This is a genomic window from Serinicoccus profundi (genome assembly GCF_008001015.1).
Classification (GTDB): Bacteria; Actinomycetota; Actinomycetes; order Actinomycetales; family Dermatophilaceae; genus Ornithinicoccus; species Ornithinicoccus profundi.
This window is the reverse complement of sequence record NZ_CP042862.1, coordinates 2642320-2666046: the sequence shown is the minus strand read 5'-3', so window position 1 is coordinate 2666046 and position 23727 is coordinate 2642320. Positions and strand designations below refer to the sequence as shown.

The following is a 23727-nucleotide window of genomic DNA, read 5'->3' as shown; positions in this document are numbered from 1 at the left end:
GATGGTTGCGCTGGCTCCGACCGAGCGTCGCAGATGGTCGCCCTGGCTCCGACCGAGCGTCGCGCATGGTTGCCGCTCGAGCCGGCATACCGATCGCGGGCTAGCGTGGTGGCATGCTCTTCGCCTTCTCCGTCGCTCCCACCCAGTCCGCCGACGAGTCCGGCTCGGTCAGCGCCGCCGTCGCCGACGCCATCCGGGTCGTCCGCGACTCCGGCCTGCCCTACGAGCTGACCTCGATGTTCACCACGATCGAGGGGGAATGGGACGAGGTCATACCGGTCGTCAAGGCCGCGTGCGACGCCGTCGCGCACCACTCACCGCGCGTCTCGCTCGTGCTCAAGGCCGACCTGCGACCGGGGTATGCCGGCCAACTCACCGAGAAGGTGGACCGGGTCAACGCATACCTCTCCGACGACTGACCTGGCGCGCGAACCATCTGCGGCGCCCGGTGGGCCGGTGGACAACCATCTGCGGCGCCCGGTGGGCCGGTGGGCGACCATCCGCGACGCTCGGTGGGCCGGTGGGCAACCATCTGCGACGCTCGGTGGGTCGCTGGGCGACCATCTGCGACGCCCGGTGGGTCAGAGCAGGCCGACCAGCGAGGCCAGGAAGAGCAGCGTGAAGCCGATGAGGAAGACCAGCCCGGCGTAGGACAGCACCCGCATGCTGCTCGACAGCTGCCGCTCGCTGCGGATGATCGAGAAGTTCAGCCACGCGAAGACCGGCGCGGTGAGGAAGGCGCTGACCATCGCGAAGCGCAGCATGTCGGCCAGGGAGGCGCTCATCCAGACGACGATCGCGAGGGCGATGACCGAGATCCCGGTGATCCACAGGTCCTTGGAACGGCTGCTCATCTCCTCGCCGCCACGGATGAGCCGCAGCGACTCGGCGCACGCGCGGGCATACCCGTCGACGACCGAGATGACCGTCCCGAACATGCAGGCGAAGGCGATGAGCGCCATGAGCGGCACGGCCCACTGACCGATCGCCGCGCCGTACATGCTCATGAGCTGCGGGATGTAGGCGCCGCCGGCCATCTCCAGCTCCTGTCCGCTGCCGTACTGGACAAAGACGCCGAGGCCGACGAAGAAGACCGCGAGCACGGTGGAGACGGTGTAGCCGAGGTTGAAGTCGAAGAGGACGTCCCGCACGGCGAGGCGCCGACCGTTGGCCTTGGCCTTGACCCACAGCGAGTTGAGGGCGCTGATCTCGATCGGCGCGGGCATCCAGCCGATGACGGCCACGAGGAAGGGCAGCGTCGCCAGCGTCCACGGCGAGGGGTCCTCGAACCCGGGCTGGCGGACCGGCCCCTGGCTGGCGGCCATGACCACCGCGGCCACCGTGGAGACCGCGAGCACGGCCATGATGATCTTCGTGACGCCGTCGAGCGCGGTGTAGTGCCCGCCCACGAGCAGCATCCAGGTCACCGCGAGCAGGGCGGCGGCGAGCACCGGGACCCCGAGCCCCCAGGACGCCGGCAGCAGGTAGGCGAAGATCACGGTGCACAGCAGCGCGACGCCCGCCGTGGAGATGACCGACGACACCGCCGCCAGGACGAAGAACACCCAGAGGTATGCCTTGCCGCGCCGCGCGTAGCCCTCGACCAGGCTGCGGCCGGTCTCGGCGGCATACTGCGGGCCGAACCGGAAGAACGGGTACTTCAGCACGTTGGCGAGTACGATGAGCCACACCAGCTGCCAGCCGAAGAGGGCCCCCGCCTGGGTGGAGGAGATGAGGTGGGAGGCGCCGATGGCCGCCGAGGCCGCGAGTAGCCCTGGCCCCATCGCTGCCCATTTGCTGCTCCAGGTCGAGCGCTCGGTCGCGGTTGTGGTCTCCCCATCGATCACCATGGGCCGCACGGTAGCACCGTGGTGGGCGCGTGCTGCTGCAGCGACATGTGGCGACCATCTGCGGCGCTCGGTGGGGCGTGGGGCGACCATCTGCGGCGCTCGGTCGGGGTGAGAGCGACCATCTGCGGCGCTCGGTGGGTCCCGGGGCGACCATGTGCGGCGCTCGGTGGGATGGTCGGGCGGGGCTCCTACCCTGGGGGCGGGAGGTCGCGGTGCGCCCGGGCACGCAGCGGCTTGGGCACCGGGCGGCGGCCGGCGTGCCGCTCGACCGCGAGCTCGTAGGACTCCACGAGCGACTCGGTCGAGGCCCGCCACGAGTGCGTCAGCGCGTCCGCCCGGGCCGCGGCGCCCATGCGCTGCTTGAGCCCCGGCTCCAGGAGCAGCCGGCGCAGGCGGTCCGCATACCCCGTCGTGTCGCCCGGCTCCACGAGGAAGCCGGTGACGCCGTCCTCGATGACGAACGGTATGCCGCCGGCCCGGGCGCCCACGACCGGCACCTCACTGGCCATCGATTCCAGCGCGACGAGCCCGAGCGTCTCCGTCGTCGAGGGGAAGGCGAAGGCGTCCGCGCTGGCGTAGGCCGAAGCGAGGTCCTCCCCGGCGAGGTAGCCGGTGAAGACGGTCGGCGTGCCGGCGAACATCGTCTCCAGCTCCTCCCGCGCCGGCCCGGACCCGACGAACGCGAGCCGCACCCCCTCAGGAGCGAGCGCGCGGATCGGCTCCAGCAGCTGGTCGAGGTCCTTCTCCCGCGACAGCCGCCCGACGTAGAGCACGAGCGGGGCGTCCGGGTGCCCACCGCTGAGCCGGTCGCGCATCTGCGCGCTGCGCTTGGAGGGGTGGTAGCCGACGGTGTCGACGGCCTTGGGCCACAGGTCGACCTCGCGGATGCCGACCTCGCGGGCCCGCTGCACCATCTGCATCGAGGTGCACAGGTTGACCTCGGCGAGGTTGTGCATCCCGGTGATCCACGCCTGCGAGGGCGCGCGCAGCACGGACAGACCGTTGCCGAGCCGCGTCGTGTAGGACGGGACGTCGGTGTGGAAGCTCGCGAGCAGCGGCAGGTTGCGCCGTCGGGCCGAGATCACGCCGTAGGCCGCCAGCCACACGGGGTTGACCGCGTGCACGATGTCGGGGTGGTAGGCCTGCATCTCGCGGGCGATCCGGGCCGTCGGCAGCCCGACCATGATCTCGGGGTACCACGGTTGGAAGGACACCGAGCGCACCTTGACGACACGGTGCGGGCCGTAGTGCGTCGGCGGCTCACCGGGCGCGAAGACGAGCGCCTCGTGGCCGAGGTCGGTCAGCTGGTCCAGGGTGCGGGTGATGCGGGTGACGACCCCGTCGACCTTGGGCAGGAAGACCTCGGTGAAGAGCGCGATGCGCATGCGGGTATGCCGTCGCCCGGCTCAGGCCGTGCGTTCGACGGAAGAGCCGCGGGAGGCGGGCACGCCGGCCTGCTGGGCGCGGGTCCAGGTGGACGTGCAGGGGATCTTCTCGAGGTCGGCCCGGTCGGCGTAGCGCCGGGCGACGTCCTCGACCTCCATGAGCAGGCCCTCCTCGAGCAGCGTCGGCTCGAGCCCGAGGTCGAGGAAGGTCTCGTTGTGCACGTGCAGCTCGTTCTCGGCCGCCTCGTGGCGCGGGTTGGGGACCAGCTCGACCTCGGCGTCGCTGATCCGGGCGACGAGCTCGGCGAGGTCGCGCACCCGGTGGGTCTGCGTCATCTGGTTGAAGATCTTGACCCGGTCACCGGCGGTGGGCGGGTTCTCCAGGGCGATCTGCACGCAGCGGACCATGTCGCGGATGTGGATGAAGGCGCGGGTCTGGCCGCCGGTGCCGTGCACGGTGAGCGGGTAGCCGACCGCCGCCTGCATGAGGAAGCGGTTGAGCACCGTGCCGTAGTCGCCGTCGTAGTCGAAGCGGTTGATGAGCCGCTCGTCGCGCACCGTCTGCTCCGTGTGGGTGCCCCAGATGATGCCCTGGTGCAGGTCGGTGATCCGCAGCGCGTCGTTCTTGGCGTAGTAGGCGAAGAGCTGCTGGTCCAGGCACTTCGTCATGTGGTAGATCGACCCCGGGTTGGTGGGGTAGAGGATCTGCTGCTCCACCCGCGTGCCGTCGTCCCCGGCGATCTCGACGTCGAGGTAGCCCTCGGGGATCGCCATACCGGCCGTGCCGTAGCCGTAGACGCCCATGGTGCCGAGGTGGACCAGGTGCGCGTCGAGCCCGCTCTCGACGAGCGCGCACAGCACGTTGTGGGTCGCGTTGGTGTTGTTGTCGACGGTGTAGCGCTTGTGCCCCGGCGACTTCATCGAGTAGGGCGCGGAGCGCTGCTCGGCGAAGTGCACGACGGCGTCCGGCCGCGCGGACACCAGGAAGGCGAGCAGGCCGTCGTAGTCCTGCGCGAGGTCCAGCTCGACGAACTCCATCGGTCGGCCGCCGACCTCGGCCCACGCGTCGAGGCGCTCCTGCGGGCTCGCGATCGGGGTGAGCGAGGAGGCCCCGAGCTCCTCGTCGATCCGCCGCCGGATGAGATTGTCGACGATGACCACGTCGTGGCCGAGGTCCGACAGGTGCAGCGCCGCGGGCCAGCCGCAGAAACCGTCACCGCCGAGCACAGCGATCTTCACGGGTGACTCCTAGAACGTCGGGGGGCGTGACGGGGCTGGACGCACGCAGACGTCAAGGTATCAATGCCGGGCTGTCGCGGTGGCATCTCGTCGCCTCCCACGGGCCGCGAAAACCGGTAGGGGCGGCATACCCCAGCCCTGACAATGGACCCATGGGACACGTCGAGATCGCCGGGGTGGGCTTCCACCTGCCCGACGGCCGCCCGCTGCTGCACGACGTCAGCCTGCGCGTCGGCGAGGGTGCGCGGGTGGCTCTCGTCGGGCCCAACGGCAGCGGCAAGACCACGCTGCTGCGGATCGTGGCCGACCAGCTGCGCCCGCACGAGGGCTCGATCTCGCGTGGTGGCGGCCTGGGAGTGATGGCGCAGTTCATCGGGACGATGGGCCGCGACGTCGCTCCGGGGGAGAGCGCGCCGACGGTGCGGGACCTGCTGGTCTCGGTCGCGCCGCCGCGGATCCGCGCCGCGGCGCAGGCGCTGGAGGCGACCGAGCTGGCGATGATGGAGGTCGACGACGAACCCGCCCAGCTCGCCTACGCGCAGGCGCTCGCGGACTGGGCCGATGTCGGCGGCTACGAGCAGGAGACGGCGTGGGACGTCTGCACGGTCGCCGCGCTCGGTATGCCGTTCGAGCGCGCCCAGTGGCGCAGCACCCAGGCCCTGTCCGGCGGGGAGCAGAAGCGGCTGGCGCTGGAGGCGCTGCTGCGCGGGCCGGACGAGGTGCTGCTGCTGGACGAGCCGGACAACTACCTCGACGTGCCGGCCAAGCGCTGGCTGGAGGAGGCGCTGCGGGCCAGCCCCAAGACGGTGTTGCTCGTCAGCCACGACCGCGAGCTGCTGGCGCAGGTGGCGACCCGGGTCGCGACGCTCGAGCCCGGTGGGGCCGGCAGCACGCTGTGGGTGCACCCCGGCAGCTTCACGACCTGGCACCAGGCGCGGCAGCAGCGCAACGACCGGCTGGAGGAAGCACGGCGGCGCTGGGACGAGGAGCACGCCAAGCTGCGCGACCTCATGCTGCGCTACAAGGCCAAGGCGGCCTACAACGCCGACATGGCCAGCCAGTACCACGCCGCCCAGACCCGGTTGCGCCGGTTCGAGGAGGCCGGGCCGCCGGAGGTGGTGGCGCAGGAGCAGCGGGTGACGATGCGGCTGCGGGGCGGGCGCACGGCCAAGCGCGCGGTGATCTGCGAGGGGCTGGAGCTGACCGGGCTGATGAGGCCGGTCGACCTGGAGGTCTGGTACGGCGACCGCGTCGCCGTCCTGGGGTCCAACGGCTCGGGCAAGTCGCACTTCCTGCGGCTGCTGGCCGCGGGCGGCAGCGACCCCGAGACCGAGCACCGCCCGGTCGGCGACGTCGTGCCGGCGCCGGTGGCGCATACTGGCGTGGCCCGGCTCGGCGCACGGGTGCGGCCAGGGTGGTTCGCCCAGACCCACGACCACCCGAGCCTCGTCGGTCGGACCCTGCTGGAGATCCTGCACCGGGGCGATGAGCACCGGCGCGGGCTGCCGCGGGAGGAGGCGTCGCGGGTGCTGGACCGCTACGAGCTGGCCCGGGCCGGTGAGCAGCGCTTCGACTCGCTGTCGGGCGGGCAGCAGGCGCGTTTCCAGATCCTCCTACTGGAGCTGTCCGGCGCGACCCTGCTGCTGCTCGACGAGCCCACGGACAACCTCGACCTGCACTCGGCCGAGGCGCTGCAGGACGGGCTGGAGGCCTTCGAGGGGACGGTCCTGGCGGTCACCCACGACCGCTGGTTCGCCTCCTCCTTCGACCGCTTCGTCGTCTTCGGCGCCGACGGCACGGTCCGCGAGAGCAGCGCCCCGGTCTGGGACGAGGGCCGGGTCGACCGGTCCCGGTGAGGGCGTACGCCGCGCCGTGAACTATCAGCCGCGATGTCATCTGTCAGCCTCCTCGAGGAGGCCGACAGATGACATCGCGGACGACAGTGGACCAACCGGCCGACAGTGGGCGGCTGGAAGGCCCCCGAGCTGGGCCCGACGCGCACCGACCCGCGCCGGCCCGCGCCGGCCCGCTGACCCTCAGCCCTCCTCGTCCGGCCGGGTGGTGAGGGTGACCGTGACCTCGGCGCGCTCGCCGTCACGGATGTAGGCGACGCGGGCCTCGTCACCGGCGCCGCGCTCGCGGACCTGGCCGATGAGGGCGGTGGCGCTGGTGATCTGCTCGTCGTCGATGCCGACGATGAGGTCGCCGGACTGCAGGCCGGCCCCGTCGGCGGGCGAGCCGGTCTCGACCTGGGTGACCGCGGCCCCGGTGAGCACGGCACCGTCCACCTCGGCCTGCGCGTCATCGAGGCCCACCCCGAGGAAGGCGTGGGTCGCGGTGCCGGTCTCGATGAGCTGGTCGGCGATGAGCTGCACCTTGCCCGAGGGGATGGCGAAGCCGATGCCGATCGAGCCGCTCTGCCCGGTGGCGCCGGAGGAGAGCGAGGCGATGGAGGAGTTGATGCCGACGAGCTCGCCCGCGGCGTTGACGAGCGCACCGCCGGAGTTGCCGGGATTGATGGCGGCCGAGGTCTGGATGGCGTTGGTGTAGACCGCGGCGTTGGGGTCGGCCGGGTTGCCGTTGGATCCCTGAGTGGTGACCGGTCGGTCCAGGGCGCTGACGATGCCGGTGGTCACCGTGCCGGACAGGCCCAGGGGGTTGCCGACCGCCATCACCGGGTCGCCGACGCCCAGCGCCGAGTCGTCCCCGACCGCGATCGGGGTGAGGTCGTCGGGCACCGTCTCCAGCTGCAGGACGGCCAGGTCGCTGGAGGGGTCGGAGCCCACGACGTCGGCGGGGTAGGACCGTCCGCCGGGCACCATGACCTGCACCTGCTGGGCCCCCTCCACGACGTGCGCGTTGGTGACGATGTGCCCCTGGTCGTCCCAGACGACGCCGGAGCCGGAGCCCTCCCCGCCCATCCCGGCCACCGAGATGGAGACGGTGCTCGGCGTGACGGCCTCGGCGATGGAGGCCCAGTCCTGCTCGCCGGTGAGGGACACGGTGGTGCCGCGGGCGTCGCCGCTGGCCTGCTCGCCCGCACCCTGCTCGGCGCTGGAGCTCTGCGTGCTGGTGTCGTCACCGGCGAGCTCCACCGCGGCGAAGGTGCCGCCGGAGGCGAGCAGCGCCGCGAGCACGCTGGCCACGGCGATGTCGCCGTAGCGTCGGCGCTCGCGGGGGCGGGGCGTGGACGGTGCAGCCACGGTGGAGGTCTGCGCGGGCACGGGCGCGGTCGCATCGGTGGGGACCGGTCCGGTGGGGTCGCCGTCGCGCTGGGGACCGGTCGTGCCGGCGGGGTACCCGGGCGTGGGGTGCTGCCGGCCGGAGGCGAGGTCCTGCGGGTCGTGCTGTGGGGTGGTCATGGTGCCGATGCAATCACCCTCAGGTCGGCACAGCCTGGGTGTCTCCTATGAATCCGCTGGACGCGGGTCGGCCGGCAGCTCGACCCGGAAGGTCGCCCCACCGCCGGGGGTGGGGGAGTGGCGCACCGAGCCGCGGTGCCGGCCCACGATCGCGGCCACGATCGCGAGCCCGAGGCCGGTGCCTCCGGAGGCCCGGCTGCGCGACTTGTCGGCGCGGTAGAACCGCTCGAAGACGCGCCCGGCGGTGTCCGGGTCGAGCCCGGTGCCGTGGTCGCGGACCTCGACGACGACGGTCCCGTCCACGCGGCCGACGGCCACCTCGACGGCCGTCCCGGCGGGGGTGTGGGCCAGGGCGTTGGCCACGAGGTTGGTGAGCACCTGGCGCAGCGCACCGTCCTCCCCGACGACGACCGGCGCGGTCCCGGGGAGGGCATCGGCGAGCGGCACGAGCCGCACCGACCGGTCCGGGGCACGGACCCGCGCGTCCTGGACGACGTCGGAGGCCAGCACGGTCAGGTCCACCTTGGTGGGGGCCATCTGAGGCTGGGAGTCCCAGCGGGTCAGCGTCAGGAGGTCCTCCACCAGGCGCGTCATCCGCGTCGCCTCGTCCTCGATCCGGCGCATCGCCCCGGCGACGTCCTCGGGCTGGGTCATCGCCCCGAAACGGTGCAGCTCGGCATACCCCTTGACCGTCGCGAGCGGGGTGCGCAGCTCGTGCGAGGCGTCGGCCACGAAGTCGCGCATCCGCTGCTCGGAGGCCTCGCGGACGGCGAAGGAGTGCTCGATGCGGGCGAGCATCCCGTTGAGCGACTCCGAGAGCGAGCCCACCTCGTCCCGGGCGCCGGGCGGGGGGATGCGGCGGGTGAGGTCGCCCTGGGCGATCGCGGCGGCGGTGTCCTCCATCCGGGTCAGCGGGCGGAAGGCGCGGCGCACCGCGAACCACCCGAGCACCCCCACGACGATCATCGTCGTCAGGCCGATGACGACGGTGAGGAAGGCCAGCTGCCGGGTGGTGCTGTCGACCTCGTCGAGCGGCAGCGCAACGGCGATCGTCCCGGAGAGCAGGCCGCCGTCACCCTTGAGCGGAAGCGCGAGCACGCGCCAGGTGCCGCCGCCCTCCGCGCTGCCGACGGTGAAGGTCTCGCCGAGCCGCTCGTCGTCGAGCGCGACCCGGGTGAGGTCCGGGGTGTCGTTCATGCCGCGGGAGGTGAGCGAGACGGGCCGCGCCTCGTCGTCCAGTGGCGTGACGAGGATGTAGTAGGAGTTCGGCGGCAGCCACAGCTCGGCGCTGGTGTCCTGCTGCCCGGTCGCCTCCTCGAGGAGCTGGGCCGAGACGCGCTCGGCCAGCGGGGAGATGTAGGTCTCCAGGTCGGTGTCGACCCGGTCGACGAGGTAGCCGCGGAGCATGGTGATCGTCACCGAGGTGGTGAGGAGGTAGGCGGCGAGCACGAGGAGCACGAGCACCGTCACCAGGCGTCGGGTCAGGGACAGCCCGTGGAGCTTGGTGTAGGCGGCGCGGCGCAGGTGGTGCAGCACGGAGCGGGTATGCCGCTCAGCGCGGCTCGCGCAGGACGTAGCCGACGCCGCGCTTGGTGTGGATCAGCGGCTCGCCGACGACGTCGATCTTGCGGCGCAGGTAGGAGATGTAGGACTCGACGATGTTCATCTCGCCGCGGAAGTCGTAGTCCCACACGTGGTCGAGGATCTGGCTCTTGGACAGCACCCGGCCGGGGTTGAGCATGAGGTAGCGCAGCAGCTTGAACTCGGTGGGGGAGACCTCGATGACCTTGCCGGCCCGGCGCACCTCGTGGCTGTCCTCGTCGAGCTCCAGGTCGGCCACCCGCAGGGCGTGGTCGTCGTCCTCGTCGGCCACCCGGGTCCGGCGCAGCACGGCGCGGATGCGGGCCACGACCTCCTCGAGGCTGAACGGCTTGGTGACGTAGTCGTCACCGCCGACGGTGAGCCCCTTGATCTTGTCGTCGAGGGAGTCCTTGGCGGTGAGGAAGACGATCGGCAGGTCCAGGCCACGCTCGCGAAGGGTGCGGGTGACGGTGAAGCCGTCCATGTCCGGGAGCATGATGTCGAGCACGGCGAGGTCGAAGTCGTGCTCGCCGGAGAGCTGCAGGGCCGCGCGGCCGTCCGCGGCGGCGTGGACGGCGAAGCCCGCGAAACGCAGGCTCGTGGTCAGCAGTTCGCGGATGTTGGTCTCGTCCTCAACGACGAGGAGCGTGGCCTCCGGCTCGGTCTGGCTCGCGGTCATACACCCATCCTGAGGGCGCAGTCTGGAGTTCTGCTGGGAATTCGCTGCGCGTGTCGCCGATCGTCGACGTCGTGGGCGGGACCGACGGCCGAGCCGCCGGGCCCTGACTGCTCAGCTGCCGGGCTGCCCGGGGGCGCCCAGCTCGGCCAGCTCGCCGAGGTCGTCGGCGTCCACGATCCGGTAGGCGTAGCCCTGCTCGGCGAGGAAGCGCTGGCGGTGGGCGGCGAACTCGGCGTCCACCGTGTCCCGCGCGACGAGGGTGTAGAAGTGGGCGGTCCGCCCGTCGCCCTTGGGGCGCAGCACCCGACCCAGCCGCTGAGCCTCCTCCTGGCGGGACCCGAAGGTGCCGGACACCTGGATCGCGACGCTGGCCTCGGGCAGGTCGATGGAGAAGTTGGCGACCTTGCTCACCACCAGGAGCGTGATCTCGCCCTCGCGGAACTGCCGGAAGAGCTCCTGGCGCTGCGCGACGGTCGTCTCACCGGTGATGAGCGGCGCGTCGAGCCGCCCGGAGAGCTGCTCGAGCTGGTCGAGGTACTGCCCGATGACCAGCGTCGGCTGGCCCCGGTGGCGCTCCACGAGCCGGTCGACGACGTCGTCCTTGGCCGGCGCGCACGCGGCGAAGCGGTAGCGCTCCTCGGGCTCGGCGACGGCATACGCCATCCGCATCGACTCCGACATCGTCACCCGCACCTCGACGCAGTCGGCCGGGGCGATGTAGCCCTGCGCCTCGATGTCCTTCCACGGCGCGTCGAAGCGTTTGGGGCCGATGAGGGAGAAGACGTCGGACTCACGGCCGTCCTCGCGGACGAGCGTCGCGGTCAGCCCGAGGCGGCGGCGCGCCTGGAGGTCGGCGGTCATCCGGAAGATCGGCGCCGGCAGCAGGTGCACCTCGTCGTAGAGGATGAGCCCCCAGTCGCGGGCGTCGAGCAGGTCGAGGTGGGGGTAGATGCCCTTCCGTTTGAGGGTGAGCACCTGGTAGGTCGCGATCGTGACGGGGCGGATCTCCTTGCGGGAGCCGGAGTACTCGCCGATCTCGTCCTCGGTGAGCGTCGTGCGCCGCAGCAGCTCCTCACGCCACTGGCGGGCGCTCACCGTGTTGGTCACGAGGATGAGGGTCGTCGTCGAGGAGCGGGCCATCGCGCCGGCGCCGACGAGGGTCTTGCCGGCGCCGCAGGGCAGGACGACGACGCCGGAGCCGCCGTCCCAGAAGCCGTCGACCGCCTGCTGCTGGTAGGGCCGCAGCGACCAGTCGGTGGTGTCGAGGTCGATCGGGTGCGCCTCCCCGTCGACGTAGCCGGCGAGGTCCTCCGCCGGCCACCCCACCTTGAGCAGCTCCTGCTTGAGATGGCCCCGCTCCGAGGCGTGCACCCGCACCGTGTCCTCATCCACCCGGTCGCCGATGAGGGGGCTGATCTTCTTGTGCCGCAACACTTCTGCGAGCACGGCGCGGTCGGTCGTGCGCAGGACGAGGACCGGCTCGTCCTCCCCGGTCAGCGACTCCTTGGTGAGGGTGAGCCGGCCATACCTCGCCATCGTCTCGGCGACGTCGACGAGCAGGGCCTGGGGCACGGGGTAGCGGCTGTGCTCGACGAGCGCGTGTACGACCTGCTCTGCGTCGTGGCCGGCCGCGCGGGCGTTCCACAGGCCGAGCGGGGTGACGCGGTAGGTGTGCACGTGCTCGGGCGCGCGCTCGAGCTCGGCGAAGGGCGCGATGTCGCGCCGCGCCGTCTCGGCGTCGGGGTGGTCGACCTCGAGGAGCAGGGTCTTGTCGGACTGGACGATCAGAGGGCCATTCATCGTGGACCTAACGGTATGCCGCGCCCTCCGCATTCCGCGGCGCCCAATGCCAACCCGCGCCAGCACCCAACCACCCCCTCCGACCGAGCGCCGCAGATGGTCGCTCACGGCCTGACCGAGCGCCGCACATGGTCGTGCCTGGCCTGACCGGGCGTCGCAGATGGTCGCGCCTGGCCTGACCGAGCGCCGCAGATGGTCGTCCTCGACCCGACCGGGCGTCGCACATGGTCGTGCACGGCCCGACCGGGTGTCGCCCGTGGTCACGCTGGCAACCATCTGCGACGCCCGGTGACTGTCCTGGTGACCATCTCCGACGCTCGGTGGGTGTCCTGGCAACCATCTGCGACGCTCGGTGGGGGATGGGGCGGGCGAGAGCTAGACTGGCGGGGAACGACATACGCGCTCCGGGGTCGGTGCAAGTCCGAACCGGCGGTGACAGTCCGCGACCCGGCCGCAGCCAGCGGCCGGTTGACCTGGTGAAACTCCGGGACCGACGGTGAAAGTCCGGATGGGAGGCAGCGCGAGGGTCGACGGGACGTCCCGTCGCCCGGGCCGTCGGCATCTGCCGTCGCCGGGCGCCGTGCACCCGCCCTCCCTGCGAACCTCCCTCGTCCGTCCCCGGGCTGACCAGGAGAGGACGCCGGTGACGGGCACCACCCACGCTCCCGGGCGCATCGCGCCCCCCGCCGCCATCGCGGCTGCCCTCGACCGTGCCGTCGCGCTCGCCCGCCGTGGCCCCCTCCACGACCCCAACCCGCGGGTCGGCTGCGTCCTGCTCGCGCCCGACGGCACGACCCTCGCCGAGGGTCACCACGGCGGGGCGGGCACCCCGCACGCCGAGGCCGCTGCGCTTGCGGCCGCCGGACCCGCCGCAGCGGGCGCGACCGCCGTCGTCACCCTCGAGCCCTGCTCCCACCACGGCCGCACCCCTCCCTGCGCGACGGCGCTCGTCGAGGCCGGCGTCGCCCACGTCGTGTATGCCGTCGCCGACCCCACGCGCGCCGGCGGCGGTGCCCGGACGCTGACGTCCGCCGGGTGCGGGTCGACCACCAGCCGCACCCCGGGGCCGAGGACCTCGTCGCCGACTGGGCGCGGGCGGCCCGGCTCGGGAGGCCCCACGTGACGTGGAAGGTCGCCAGCACCCTGGACGGACGGGTCGCCGCCGCCGACGGCACCAGCCGGTGGATCACCTCGCCGGAGGCCCGCCGGGCCGCCCACCAGGTGCGTTCCCAGGTCGGGGCCGTGCTCGTCGGCACCGGTACCGCCCTCACCGACGACCCCAGCCTCACCGCCCGCGACGCCGACGGCACCCTGCTGGCCGACCAGCCCCTGCGTGTCGTCGTGGGGGAGCGCGACCTGCCCGCGGGGTCGGCGCTGGCCCTCGCCGCCGGCGGTGCCCTGTCTGCGGAGGGCGGCGCGGTGCTGCATCTGCGCACCCATGACCCGGCCCGGGTGCTCGACGAGCTCCGCGAGCGCGGCGTCCACAGCGTGCTCCTGGAGGGCGGGCCCACGCTGGGCGGAGCGTTCTGGCGGGCCGGGCTCGTCGACGAGCTGCTCGTCCATCTCGCCCCCGCGCTCCTCGGCGCCGGCCCCCTCGCCGTGCCCGACCTCGGCATCACCACGATCAGCGACGCCGCCCGGCTCGACCTGGTCGACCTCACCCGGCTCGGCCCCGACCTGCAGCTGCGGCTCCGGCCCACCGCAGGCGGGACCGCCGCGGACAGCACCAGCGACCCCGCCACGTCGACGTCCAGCACGCAGGCGACCTCCACCACCCCAGACCCCACCCCCCAGGAGGACTGATGTTCACCGGCATCGTCGAGGAGCTCGGCACGCTCGTCTCCCGCACCGACGGCCCCGACTCCAGCGTCGTCGAGATCCGCGGCCCGCTCGTGGCCAGTGACGCCACCCACGGCGCCTCGATCACCGTCAACGGCGTCTGCCTGACCGTGACGAGGCATACCGAGGACGGTTTCACCGCCGATGTCATGGCCGAGACCCTCGCCGTCACCACCCTCGGCGCGCTCGCCGCGGGCGACCCGGTCAACCTCGAGCGCTCGCTGCCGGTCACCGGCCGGCTCGGCGGGCACATCGTCCAGGGCCACGTCGACGGCACCACCACGGTGCTGTCCCGCACGCCCGGCGAGAAGTGGGAGGTCGTCCGCCTCGCCCTCCCGCCCCACCTCGCGCGGTATGTCGCGCACAAGGGGTCGGTCGCCCTCGACGGGGTGTCGCTCACGGTGTCGGCGGTGGGAGCGGACTGGTTCGAGGTGTCCCTCATCCCGACCACGCTGGACCTCACGACCCTCGGGCGACGCACGCCGGGGGAGGCGCTCAACGTCGAGGTCGACGTGCTCGCGAAGTATGCCGAGCGCCTGCTCGACTCCCGCCTCGCCCCCGCGGAGGCCGGGTCATGAGCCTCTCGCCCCGACTCGAGGCCGCCGTCATGGCGTTGCGCGAGGGTCGACCCGTGCTCGTGCTCGACGACGAGGACCGGGAGAACGAGGGCGACGTCGTGCTGGCCGCCCAGACCCTCACCCCGGAGTGGACCGGCTGGGCGGTGCGTCACACCTCCGGCTTCCTGTGCGCGCCGATGCCTCCGGAAGTCGCCGACCGTCTCGAGCTGCCGATCATGGTGCGGGACAACGAGGACGAGCTGCGCACGGCATACACGATCACCGTGGACGCCGCCGAGGGGGTGACCACCGGCATCAGCGCCGCCGACCGGTGCCGCACGGCGCGCGTGCTCGCCGACCCCACGACCCGGCCCGCGGACCTGCGCCGCCCCGGCCACCTCATCCCGCTGCGCGCCCGCGCCGGGGGAGTCCTTGCCCGCCCAGGCCACACCGAGGCCACCGTCGACCTGTGCCGGCTCGCCGGTCTCGAGCCGGTCGGTGTCATCGGTGAGCTCGTCGACGACCGGGGCGATATGCTGCGCGGGCCGCAGGTGCACGCGCTCGCCGCCGAGCATGACCTCCCGGTCCTGACGATCGACGAGCTGGTCGCCCACCGCCAGCGGTACGACCGGGTGCAACGGCTCGCCAGCTCGACCCTGCCGACCGAGCACGGTGAGCTCGTCGTGCACGGATACCGCGATCTCGTGACCGGCACCGAGCACCTCGCCCTCCTGGGGCGCCCCGATCCGGGCCCGAGCCCGCTCGTGCGCGTCCACTCCGAGTGCCTGACCGGGGAGGCGCTCGGCTCGCGGCGGTGCGACTGCGGCCCGCAGCTGCAGGACGCTCTCGCCCGCATCGCCCGGGAGGGCGGCGCGGTGGTCTACCTGCGCGGGCACGAGGGGCGAGGGGTCGGACTCATCGACAAGCTGCGCGCGTATGCCGTGCAGGACGGGGGACTCGACACCGTCGCCGCGCAGGAGGCGCTGGGGCTGCCGGTGGACGCCCGGGACTACTCCGTCGCCGCCGCCGTCCTGGAGGACCTCGGTCTCGCAGATCGGCCGCTGCGGCTGCTCACCCACAACCCGGACAAGGTGGCGGCACTCGCGGACCTCGGGCTCACCGTCGCCGAGACGGTGCCATCGGGGCGCCCCGCGCCCGCCGAGGCGACGGCATACCTGCGCACCAAGGTGGAGCGTCTCGGCCACACGCCGCACCTGTCGGCCGCACCGTCACCCGCTACCGAACCTGCGGGCCAGGGGTTCGCGGGCGACGGGCCTCACGAGCCACTGCCCACCACAGCAGCACCCCACACGCACGACACGAGGAGCACAGCATGAGCGGCGCCGGAGCACCCACGATCACTGTCGACGGACGCGGCCTGCGGGTCGTCGTCGTAGCCGCGTCCTGGCACACCACCGTCATGGACGGCCTGCTCGACGGCGCCCGACGGGCACTGGCCGACGCGGGCGTCGAGGGCGTGCGGGAGGTGCGGGTGCCGGGCAGCTTCGAGCTGCCGGTGGCCGCCGCCCGCCTGGCCCGGGAGGGCGCCGACGCCGTCGTCGCGCTCGGCGTGGTCATCCGGGGCGGGACGCCGCACTTCGACTACGTCTGTCAGGCGGCGACCTCCGGGCTGACCCAGGTGAGCATCGACACGGGTGTGCCCGTCGGCTTCGGGGTCCTCACCTGCGACGACGAGGCCCAGGCCCTCGACCGGGCGGGGCTGCCCGGGTCCTCGGAGGACAAGGGGCACGAGGCGGCGACCGCGGCGATCGCGACCGCCCTCGCGCTGCGCTGACCTACCCGCCGGGCGTCGCAGATGGTCGCTGTCTCACCGACCGGGCGTCGCAGATGGTTGCTGGTTCGCTGACTGGGCGTCGCAGATGGTTGCTGGTTCGCTGACTGGGCGTCGCAGATGGTTGCTGGTTCGCTGACTGGGCGTCGCAGATGGTCGCTGGCAGAGATGACGATCGCGGCCGATCTCTGAGTATGCCGGTGCACGGCGGGTGCGCCGTCGAGGCAGCGTCCGCTGCTTGCTCGGGCTCGGATCCAACGATCTGCGGCGCTCGGTGGGTGTCAGCGCGACCATCTGCGGCGCTCGGTGGGTGTGAGGGCGACCATCTGCGGCGCTCGGTGGGTGTGAGGGCGACCATCTGCGGCGCTCGGTGGGTGTGAGGGCGACCATCTGCGGCGCTCGGTGGGTCACGTCCATCTGAGACGCTGAGGCCATGACGCGTGCGCTGCCGATGACGGAGCCGACGACCGGACTGCCCGAGCGGGTCACGATCTACGAGGTCGGGCCGCGGGACGGCCTGCAGAACGAGAAGACCGTCGTGCCGACCGGGGTCAAGGCCGAGTTCGTGCGACGCCTGCTCGCCGCGGGCCTGGAGACCGTCGAGCTCACGAGCTTCGTCCCGCAGCGGTGGGTTCCCCAGCTCGGCGACGCCGAGGACCTCCTCGACCTGCTGGGGGACGCGGGTCTCGGGCAGCACCGGCCGGTGCTCGTGCCCAACGAGCGCGGGCTCGACCGGGCCCTGGAGAAGGGCGTGACGTCGGTCGCGATCTTCGGCAGCGCCACCGAGACCTTCGCCCAGAAGAACCTCAACCGCTCGGTCGTCGAGTCGATCGAGATGTTCGCCCCCGTCGTCAAACGCTCCCTCGACGCCGGGGCGTGGGTGCGCGCCTACGTGTCGATGTGCTTCGGCGACCCCTGGGAGGGCCCGGTGCCGGTCGAGCAGGTCGTCGACGTCTGCTCGCGCCTCATGGACCTCGGCTGCGACCAGCTCTCGATCGGGGACACCATCGGGGTGGGCACCACCGGGCACGTCCTGCGGCTGCTCGACGCTCTGGACGACGCAGGGATCGGTATGCAGCAGGTCGCCGTCCACTTCCACGACACCTACGGCCAGGCGCTGGCCAACACGATGACCGCGATCCGCCGCGGGGTCGAGGTGGTGGACGCCTCGACCGGCGGCCTCGGGGGGTGCCCCTACGCTAAGTCGGCCACCGGCAACCTCGCGACCGAGGATCTCGTGTGGGCGCTGGACGGGCTCGGGATCGAGCACGGCGCGGACCTCGACGCGCTCGTGGCGACGAGCACCTGGATGGCCGACCAGCTCGGCCGCCCCGCACCCTCGCGGGTGGTGAAGGCGCTCGCCGGCGGCTGAGCCCCTGGCCCGGTGACACTCTGCCGACCTGGGCACGCCCGCGATGCGCACTCGGCACCTGGGCAAGCCTGCGATGCCCATGTGGGACCTGAGCAAGCTGGGTCTGCACGCTGCAGCATGGCCATGGTGCAGCCGGATGACTCGGCTTGCTCAGGTTGGTGCAGCCGGAGGACTCGGCTTGCTCAGGTTGGTGCGGCGGGCATACTCGGCGTCCTCACGATGGTCGAGCCTGTGGAGGACGGGGCGCTCGGGGCGGGGGGCGTCCTACGCTGGGGCGATGTTGTTGGCCGACGAGCTGATCCTGCTCCTCCTCGACGACCGCAGGGGGGTCTGGCTCGTCCGTCGCCCCGCGGTGCGGGGCGCGGTCCGGGTGGCGCTGGTGGTGGACCTCCTGGCCCGGCGCCGGCTGGCCCTCGACGACTCCGGCGTGCTCGTGGACGGTGTGCCGGGAGGGACGGGGGGTGACGAGATCCTCGAGCGGGTCGCCCGTGACGTCGTCGGCCACCGTCCCGAGAAGATGCCGCACCCGCGACGGACCGAGGTGGCCCAGCTGCTCGGTCGCCTGCGCGGGCAGGGTGTCCTGCGCCGGGGCTGGGTACTCCGCGGCCGGCACCTGCCGCGCGACGCCCACCCCGAGGCCGGTGTCCGGGCCCTGCTGCGGGAGGCGTTGGGGGTCGACCGCCGACCTGATCGGCATACCGCGCTGCTCGTCGCCCTGGCCTTCGAGCTCGACCTGCTGCCGACCCTGCTCCCCGACGAGGATCCGCTGGTCCTGGCTGATCGGGCGGCGACCATCGTGCACACGCTGCGCACCGACCTGCACTACTTCCCGACCTCCCTGCCGCAGGACGCCCAGGCCCGGGCCGGCGCGGGCGAGGTGGCCGGGGACGTGGTCGACGTGATGGCCGGGATCGGCGACGCGCTGGAGTTCCTCGACGTCCTCGTGGGGGCCGCGCGTCTGCTGAGCCTGCCGATCAGGGGGTTGATCCGGCTCCTGGGCGAGCTTCCCTGAGGCCGGTGGTCAGGCGCCGCTGATGTCGCGCCTGCGGTAGCCCACGGCCCCGAGCCCGAGGAGCACCACTGCCAGGCCGAGCATCCCGAGGACGGCCGGCCAGTCCATCTTCTCCACCGGCAGCTGCGGCAGGGGCGACCACGGCGTGAGCCCGGTCAGCCACTCGGGCAGGTCGAGGGCGGCACCGACCCACACCATGGCCAGGCTCCAGCCGACGACGATCCAGGTGAGCCACGCCAGTCGCGGCGCCCACCCGTGCAGCAGCACGGCGATCCCCAGCACCACCAGACCGCCGGGCGCGAGCGCCGCCCCGGCCCCGGCCACCTCGCCCACGACGCCCCATTCGCCGGTGGTCCGGGCCTGGTTGAGCGAGAGCACGGCACCGACCGCGACGAGGAGCAGCACCGGCGCGAGCGCCGCGACGAGGAGGTATGCCCCCAGCAGGCGCCCGCGGGTGGCCCCGGTGGAGAGCACCAGCTCGGCGTGGCCCCGCTGCTCCTCGGCCGCGAGCCGGGAGAAGAGCTGGACCGCGACCACCGCCACGAGCACCGCCACGATCGAGAGCATCGCCACGAAGAACGCCTCCACGAGCTGCTCCGCGCCGCCACCCGCCCGCTCGAAGATCGCCCGCAGCTGGGGCACCTGCTCCAGCATGTCGTCGAAGGTCGTCGACAGCGAGCCCATCGCCAGCGCGAAGAGGAGCAGCCCGATCGTCCAGCCGATCACCTGGCCGCGCTGGAGCCGTCGGGCCAGGGCCCCCGCGCTGGCGAAGGACGCCGCGGCCTCACCCCGTCCGCGCCGGGCCGCCCACAGACCGGCGCCGTGGTCGCGCCGCGCCTCCAGCACGACGGCCAGCCCCACGAGCAGCAGCGTCGCCACGGCGGCGGCAGCGCGAGCACCCACCAGCGCTCGTCGGCATACGGTCGGGCCAGCGCCATCCACTGCACCGGAGAGCCCCACGCGAGCTGCCGGACGGCGTCGTCGCCGGAGCCGTCGGCGACGGCGCGCAGGGTGTATGCCGCGGCGAGGGTCCACAGGCCCAGCGCCGAGGCGGTGCGCGCCGACGCGGTGAGCTGGGCCGCCACCGCCGCGACGCCGGCGAAGGTGGCGCCGACCAGGGCGAGTCCGGCACCGAAGGCCACCGACCCGGCGACCGGCGCCCCGACCGCGCTCATCGCGACCGCGACGAGCACCCCGAGCGTCGCGCAGGCGAGCAGGGCGAGCAGCACCCCGGCCACGAGCGGCGCGTGCCGACCGGTCGAGCCGGAGCGCAGCAGCTCGGTGCGACCGTCCTCCTCCTCGGCGCGGGTGGAGCGGACGACCCCGAGCACAGCCATGATCCCGGCCATGGCGGCGACGAAGGTGCCCACGCGCCATACCGTGAAGCCGCCCGCGGTCGTGAGGTCGAGCGGTGGCCCGAGCATCGCCCGCATGGTCGGGTTGTTGGTCATCGTGGCGATGAGCAGGTCGGCGTTGGCGGGGTCGATGATCTGCTCGTAGGCCGCCGCCGTGAGCGGCACCACCGCGGTGAGGGCGAGGATCCAGGCGAGGTAGAACCAGCGACCGCGTCGCAGCGCCAGCCGCAGGAGGGTGCCGAGACCCGTCATCGGCCGGACTCGTCGTAGTGGCGCAGGAAGAGCTCCTCCAGCGTCGGGGGAGTGGAGGTGATCGACCGGATGCCGAGGGCCGAGAGACGGGACATGACCGAGCCCAGCTCGGTGTCGTCGACCTGGCAGGTGATCCGGTGCCCGTCCACCTCGGCGTCGTGGACGCCTGGCGCGGTCGCGACCCCCGGGGGGACCGGCACGGCGAGCTCGGCGACGACGAGGGTGCGGGTGAGGTGGCGCAGCTCGGCGAGGGTGCCGGACTCCACGATCTGCCCGGCGCGGATGATCGAGACCCGGTCGCAGAGGTGCTCCACCTCGGACAGGATGTGGCTGGAGAGGAGCACGGTGCGTCCGCGCGCGCGTTCCTCCCCGATGACGGCGCGGAACTGCGCCTCCATGAGCGGGTCGAGGCCGCTGGTCGGCTCGTCGAGCAGGAGCAGCTCGACGTCGGAGGCGAGCGCCGCGACGAGCGCAACCTTCTGCCGGTTGCCCTTGGAGTAGGTCGTGCCCTTCTTGGTCGGATCGAGGTCGAAGCGCTCCAGCAGCGCGGCGCGGCGGGCGGGGTCGGTGCCGCCACGCAGCCGCCCGAGCAGGTCGATGACCTCACCTCCGGTGAGGCTGGGCCACAGGGCCACGTCGCCGGGCACGTAGGCCAGGCGTCGGTGCAGGGTCGGCGCGTCCGTCCACGGGTCACCACCGAGGAGGCGCGTCGTGCCCGAGTCGGCGCGCAGCAGCCCGAGCAGCACCCGGATCGTCGTCGACTTGCCCGAGCCGTTGGGCCCGAGGAATCCGTGCACCTCCCCGGCCGCCACCTGCATCGACAGGGCGTCGAGCGCGGTGGTGCGTCCGAACCGCTTGGTGACCTCGCGCAGCTCGATGGCGTTCATGGTGGCGACGCTACTCCTGAGCCCTACAGTTGGCCGGTGGACACCGAGACCGCGGCCGGGGCCAGCGCCAGCGACTACCTCCCGCCGACGCACGTCCGGGTGCTCAGCCTGGCGCTGATCCGCCACCCAGACACCGGAGCGTTGTTCGTCTCCGAGTACCTCGACCCCGCCCGCGGGGAGGTCCTGCACCGTCCGGCGGGAGGCGGCATCGAGTTCGGCGAGACCTCCGAGCAGGCGCTGCGGCGGGAGTTCCGCGAGGAGTTCGACACCAAGCTCGAGGTGGGGCAGCGGCTGGGCGTGCTCGAGAACATCTTCGTCTTCAACGGCCGCCCGGGGCACGAGTGGATCGTCGTCCACGAGGCGCGCTTCCTCGACCGCGCGATGCTCGACCGGGGGCCGTTCCCGGTGCTCGACGCGCCGACGGACGTGGGGGTACGGCGCTCCGTCACCGGCACCGACCTACCCCGCCTCGTCCCGGACGCCCTCGCCGACCTGCTCTGAGCCGGGCATACTCCGGGTATGCCGACGGGACAGGGCGGGCGCTGGCGCCCGGGGGCGGGAGTGGCGTGCGGACGGGTTGCTCTTCTACGTCGCCATCGCCACCGGCTGGACCCTCATCGCGGGCGTCCTCTGGTGGCGGCACCTGCGAGGACGCTCCGCGCAACGACGGTCGACGGACGGGGCCGCCGAGGCCGACCGGCACGCCCCGCCTGCCTGACGTTGCGGCAGGAAGACCTGCTGCGCCGTACCAGGGCCTAACGCATACGGTGAGCCCATGAAGTCAGGGATCGACCGCGCCATGATGCAGACCGACGTCCGTGCCCAGGACGACCTCTTCGCCCACGTCAACGGGGGGTGGTTGGTGACCGCGATCATCCCGGAGGACCGCTCGCGCTACGGATCCTTCGACATGTTGCGGGAGAACGCCGAGACCGCGGTCCGCGCGCTCATCGAGAAGGCCGCCGAGGCCCAGCCCGCCCTCGACACCGCGGCCGGCAAGGTGGGGGCTCTCTACGCCAGCTTCATGGACGAGGCCCGCGTCGCCGAGCTGGGGCTCACCCCGCTCGCGGACCCGCTGCGCGAGATCGCGCAGGTGCCGGACACCAGCGCCCTGGTCCGCCTCTCCGCACGGCTCCAGCGCGAGGGCGTCGACGGTCTCACCCACCTCTGGGTGACTGCCGACGCCGGCGACCCCGAGAGCTACGTCGCCTACCTCCACCAGGGCGGCATCGGCCTGCCCGACGAGGCCTACTACACCGCCGAGGAGCACGCCGCGGTGCGCGAGGCCTACCGCACCTACCTCGCCCGCCTCCTGGAGATCGCCGCCCCGGCCCTCGCCGAGGCGGGAGTGGCCGACGTGCTGGGCGAGGACGCCGTGGACCGGGTCTACGCCCTGGAGGAGCGTCTCGCCTCCGCCCACTGGGACCGCGTGGCCTCCCGAGACGCGGTGAAGAGCTACACCCGCCTCACCCGTGCCGAGCTGGCCGAGCAGACCCCCGGCATGGACTGGGACGCCTTCGCCGACGGCCTCGGAGCCGCCGCCGGCTCCCTCGACGCCCTCGTCGCCCGCCAGCCCGACGTGCTCGCGGCGCTGGGCACGGCCCTGCAGGACGTCCCGCTCGCCGACTGGCAGGCCTGGCTCGTCGTGCGGCTGCTCGACTCGCTCGCCCCCTACCTCACCGACGACCTCGTCGCCGCGCACTTCGACTTCCACGGGAAGGCCCTGTCGGGCACCCCGGCCAACAAGGAGCGGTGGAAGCGCGGCGTCGGCCTCGTCGAGGCCCTGCTCGGCGAGGCCGCCGGGCAGCTCTACGTCGAGGCGCACTTCCCCCCGGCCGCCCGGGAGCGGATGAGCGAGCTCGTCGCCAATGTCACCGAGGCCTTCCGCCGCCGCATCGGCGAGCTGGAGTGGATGGGGGAGCAGACCCGCGCCCGCGCCGAGGAGAAGCTCGCCACCTTCAGACCCAAGATCGGCCACCCGCCGACCTTCCGTGACTACTCCGACTACCAGCTCGACGCCGGCGACCTCGTCGGCAACGTCCGTCGCGGCGCGGCCTTCGAGACCGACCGCGAGCTCGCCAAGATCGGTGGCCCGATCGACCGGGACGAGTGGCTCATGACCCCGCAGACGGTCAACGCCTACTACCACCCGATGCTCAACGAGATCGTCTTCCCGGCGGCCATCCTGCAGCCGCCGTTCTTCGACGTCGACGCCGACGACGCCGCCAACTACGGCGGCATCGGCGCGGTCATCGCGCACGAGATCGGGCACGGCTTCGACGACCAGGGCAGCCGGTATGCCGGGGACGGCTCGCTCACCGACTGGTGGACCGAGGCCGACCGGGAGGCCTTCGACGCCCGCAGCAAGCGCCTCATCGAGCAGTTCGACAGCCTCTCCCCGCGCGACATCCCCGGCGGCACCGCGACGGTCAACGGCGGGCTCACCGTCGGCGAGAACATCGGTGACCTGTGCGGTCTCGAGCTCGCCCACCTCGCCTACTCCATCGCCACCGACGGCGCCGCTCCCGAGGTCGACGGCTGGACCGGTGACCAGCGCTTCTTCCTCGGCTGGGCCTCGGTCTGGCGGACCGTCGCCCGGGCGGAGGAGGCCCGGCGGCTGCTCTCGATCGACCCGCACGCCCCGGCCGACCTGCGCGCCAACACGGTCCGCAACGTCGACGCCTTCCACGAGGCCTTCGGCACCCAGGAGGGTGACGGGCTCTGGCTCGCCCCCGCCGACCGGGTGCGGATCTTCTAGACCGGTC

The 23727-nt window shown here is 72.8% G+C and carries 21 protein-coding genes and 1 riboswitch; of the genes, 12 read left to right on the top strand and 9 right to left on the bottom strand.

All coding sequences use genetic code 11. From position 1 onward, the window contains the following. The first annotated feature begins 113 nt into the window (after positions 1–113). Positions 114–419 (top strand): thiamine-binding protein, encoded by a 306-nt coding sequence (locus tag FA582_RS12330; RefSeq protein ID WP_010147152.1) that lies wholly within the window; start codon positions 114–116, stop codon positions 417–419. 162 nt (positions 420–581) lie between these two features. On the opposite strand, the gene FA582_RS12325 is transcribed toward FA582_RS12330, so the two are convergent. The 3 genes from FA582_RS12325 to FA582_RS12315 all read right to left on the bottom strand — a co-directional run bounded on the left by FA582_RS12325 (position 582) and on the right by FA582_RS12315 (position 4474). Then, a complete protein-coding gene (locus tag FA582_RS12325) occupies positions 582–1850 on the bottom strand; it encodes an NRAMP family divalent metal transporter (RefSeq protein ID WP_010147153.1) in 1269 nt (422 codons plus the stop codon). A 188-nt stretch (positions 1851–2038) separates the two neighbouring features. Beyond that, positions 2039–3235, bottom strand: coding sequence for a glycosyltransferase family 4 protein (locus FA582_RS12320; protein WP_147899832.1), 1197 nt, complete (start codon positions 3233–3235; stop codon positions 2039–2041). Between the two features lie 21 nt (positions 3236–3256). Then, complete coding sequence (locus FA582_RS12315) at positions 3257–4474, bottom strand: NAD-dependent epimerase/dehydratase family protein (protein WP_010146314.1); 1218 nt, start codon at positions 4472–4474, stop codon at positions 3257–3259. Positions 4475–4626: 152 nt separating this feature from the next. On the opposite strand from FA582_RS12315, the gene FA582_RS12310 reads away from it, so the two are divergent. Beyond that, positions 4627–6330, top strand: a complete 1704-nt coding sequence (locus FA582_RS12310; RefSeq protein WP_010146315.1) for an ABC-F family ATP-binding cassette domain-containing protein — start codon at positions 4627–4629, stop codon at positions 6328–6330. Positions 6331–6510: 180 nt separating this feature from the next. On the opposite strand, the gene FA582_RS12305 is transcribed toward FA582_RS12310, so the two are convergent. The 4 genes from FA582_RS12305 to FA582_RS12290 form a co-directional block, all read right to left on the bottom strand. Next, positions 6511–7836: a S1C family serine protease gene (locus FA582_RS12305; RefSeq protein ID WP_010146316.1), complete on the bottom strand. Its 1326-nt coding sequence runs from the start codon at positions 7834–7836 to the stop codon at positions 6511–6513. Positions 7837–7881: 45 nt separating this feature from the next. Next, positions 7882–9372, bottom strand: a complete 1491-nt coding sequence (locus FA582_RS12300) for a sensor histidine kinase (protein WP_010146317.1) — start codon at positions 9370–9372, stop codon at positions 7882–7884. Positions 9373–9388: 16 nt separating this feature from the next. Further along, positions 9389–10096, bottom strand: coding sequence for a response regulator transcription factor (locus tag FA582_RS12295; protein ID WP_010146318.1), 708 nt, complete (start codon positions 10094–10096; stop codon positions 9389–9391). A gap of 111 nt (positions 10097–10207) precedes the next feature. Beyond that, a complete protein-coding gene (locus tag FA582_RS12290; RefSeq protein ID WP_010146320.1) occupies positions 10208–11896 on the bottom strand; it encodes a DNA repair helicase XPB in 1689 nt (562 codons plus the stop codon). 396 nt (positions 11897–12292) lie between these two features. After that, positions 12293–12421, top strand: a riboswitch (FMN riboswitch). A 118-nt stretch (positions 12422–12539) separates the two neighbouring features. On the opposite strand from FA582_RS12290, the gene FA582_RS17565 reads away from it, so the two are divergent. The 7 genes from FA582_RS17565 (at position 12540) to FA582_RS12260 (ending at position 18468) form a co-directional block, all read left to right on the top strand. Then, complete coding sequence (locus FA582_RS17565; protein ID WP_338093006.1) at positions 12540–13019, top strand: hypothetical protein; 480 nt, start codon at positions 12540–12542, stop codon at positions 13017–13019. Beyond that, positions 12932–13699 (top strand): RibD family protein, encoded by a 768-nt coding sequence (locus tag FA582_RS12285; protein ID WP_338093005.1) that lies wholly within the window; start codon positions 12932–12934, stop codon positions 13697–13699. Before FA582_RS17565 ends, FA582_RS12285 begins: the two co-directional genes overlap by 88 nt. Further along, the gene (locus FA582_RS12280) at positions 13699–14313 is read left to right on the top strand and encodes a riboflavin synthase (protein WP_010146322.1); all 615 of its coding nucleotides are present in this window, start codon (positions 13699–13701) and stop codon (positions 14311–14313) included. Before FA582_RS12285 ends, FA582_RS12280 begins: the two co-directional genes overlap by 1 nt. Beyond that, positions 14310–15629 carry a 3,4-dihydroxy-2-butanone-4-phosphate synthase gene (gene ribB, locus FA582_RS12275; RefSeq protein WP_147899831.1) on the top strand — a complete coding sequence of 440 codons (1320 nt, stop codon included), beginning with the start codon at positions 14310–14312 and terminating at the stop codon, positions 15627–15629. The genes FA582_RS12280 and ribB overlap by 4 nt, the downstream gene beginning before the upstream one ends. Next, positions 15626–16087 carry a 6,7-dimethyl-8-ribityllumazine synthase gene (gene ribH, locus FA582_RS12270; protein WP_010146324.1) on the top strand — a complete coding sequence of 154 codons (462 nt, stop codon included), beginning with the start codon at positions 15626–15628 and terminating at the stop codon, positions 16085–16087. The genes ribB and ribH overlap by 4 nt, the downstream gene beginning before the upstream one ends. Before the next feature lie 430 nt (positions 16088–16517). After that, the gene (locus FA582_RS12265; protein WP_010146004.1) at positions 16518–17456 is read left to right on the top strand and encodes a hydroxymethylglutaryl-CoA lyase; all 939 of its coding nucleotides are present in this window, start codon (positions 16518–16520) and stop codon (positions 17454–17456) included. Positions 17457–17733: 277 nt separating this feature from the next. Next, positions 17734–18468, top strand: a complete 735-nt coding sequence (locus tag FA582_RS12260; protein WP_010146005.1) for a GPP34 family phosphoprotein — start codon at positions 17734–17736, stop codon at positions 18466–18468. A 9-nt stretch (positions 18469–18477) separates the two neighbouring features. On the opposite strand, the gene FA582_RS12255 is transcribed toward FA582_RS12260, so the two are convergent. Next, positions 18478–19371, bottom strand: a complete 894-nt coding sequence (locus FA582_RS12255) for a hypothetical protein (protein WP_147899830.1) — start codon at positions 19369–19371, stop codon at positions 18478–18480. Between the two features lie 700 nt (positions 19372–20071). Further along, positions 20072–20962 (bottom strand): ABC transporter ATP-binding protein, encoded by an 891-nt coding sequence (locus FA582_RS12250; protein WP_010146007.1) that lies wholly within the window; start codon positions 20960–20962, stop codon positions 20072–20074. Between the two features lie 36 nt (positions 20963–20998). Here FA582_RS12250 and FA582_RS12245 point away from each other — a divergent pair, with 36 nt between their 5' ends. The 3 genes from FA582_RS12245 to FA582_RS12240 all read left to right on the top strand — a co-directional run bounded on the left by FA582_RS12245 (position 20999) and on the right by FA582_RS12240 (position 23720). Further along, positions 20999–21463 (top strand): NUDIX domain-containing protein, encoded by a 465-nt coding sequence (locus tag FA582_RS12245; RefSeq protein WP_010146009.1) that lies wholly within the window; start codon positions 20999–21001, stop codon positions 21461–21463. Positions 21464–21539: 76 nt separating this feature from the next. Continuing rightward, a complete protein-coding gene (locus tag FA582_RS16415; RefSeq protein ID WP_158640875.1) occupies positions 21540–21680 on the top strand; it encodes a hypothetical protein in 141 nt (46 codons plus the stop codon). 57 nt (positions 21681–21737) lie between these two features. Beyond that, on the top strand, positions 21738–23720 hold the full coding sequence (locus FA582_RS12240; RefSeq protein ID WP_010146010.1) for a M13 family metallopeptidase: 1983 nt from the start codon (positions 21738–21740) through the stop codon (positions 23718–23720). The last annotated feature ends 7 nt before the right edge of the window (positions 23721–23727 follow it).

What these genes read in the sequence shown, in the direction of transcription:
- FA582_RS12240 (WP_010146010.1), top strand. Translation starts at nt 21,738, where the DNA reads ATGAAGTCAGGGATCGACCGCGCCATGATGCAGACCGACGTCCGTGCC.
- FA582_RS12310 (WP_010146315.1), top strand. Translation starts at nt 4,627, where the DNA reads ATGGGACACGTCGAGATCGCCGGGGTGGGCTTCCACCTGCCCGACGGC.
- FA582_RS12250 (WP_010146007.1), bottom strand. Translation starts at nt 20,962, where the DNA reads ATGAACGCCATCGAGCTGCGCGAGGTCACCAAGCGGTTCGGACGCACC.
- FA582_RS12295 (WP_010146318.1), bottom strand. Translation starts at nt 10,096, where the DNA reads ATGACCGCGAGCCAGACCGAGCCGGAGGCCACGCTCCTCGTCGTTGAG.
- FA582_RS12280 (WP_010146322.1), top strand. Translation starts at nt 13,699, where the DNA reads ATGTTCACCGGCATCGTCGAGGAGCTCGGCACGCTCGTCTCCCGCACC.
- ribB (WP_147899831.1), top strand. Translation starts at nt 14,310, where the DNA reads ATGAGCCTCTCGCCCCGACTCGAGGCCGCCGTCATGGCGTTGCGCGAG.
- FA582_RS12305 (WP_010146316.1), bottom strand. Translation starts at nt 7,836, where the DNA reads ATGACCACCCCACAGCACGACCCGCAGGACCTCGCCTCCGGCCGGCAG.
- FA582_RS12265 (WP_010146004.1), top strand. Translation starts at nt 16,518, where the DNA reads ATGACGCGTGCGCTGCCGATGACGGAGCCGACGACCGGACTGCCCGAG.
- FA582_RS12260 (WP_010146005.1), top strand. Translation starts at nt 17,734, where the DNA reads ATGTTGTTGGCCGACGAGCTGATCCTGCTCCTCCTCGACGACCGCAGG.
- FA582_RS12320 (WP_147899832.1), bottom strand. Translation starts at nt 3,235, where the DNA reads ATGCGCATCGCGCTCTTCACCGAGGTCTTCCTGCCCAAGGTCGACGGG.
- ribH (WP_010146324.1), top strand. Translation starts at nt 15,626, where the DNA reads ATGAGCGGCGCCGGAGCACCCACGATCACTGTCGACGGACGCGGCCTG.
- FA582_RS12325 (WP_010147153.1), bottom strand. Translation starts at nt 1,850, where the DNA reads ATGGTGATCGATGGGGAGACCACAACCGCGACCGAGCGCTCGACCTGG.
- FA582_RS12290 (WP_010146320.1), bottom strand. Translation starts at nt 11,896, where the DNA reads ATGAATGGCCCTCTGATCGTCCAGTCCGACAAGACCCTGCTCCTCGAG.
- FA582_RS12330 (WP_010147152.1), top strand. Translation starts at nt 114, where the DNA reads ATGCTCTTCGCCTTCTCCGTCGCTCCCACCCAGTCCGCCGACGAGTCC.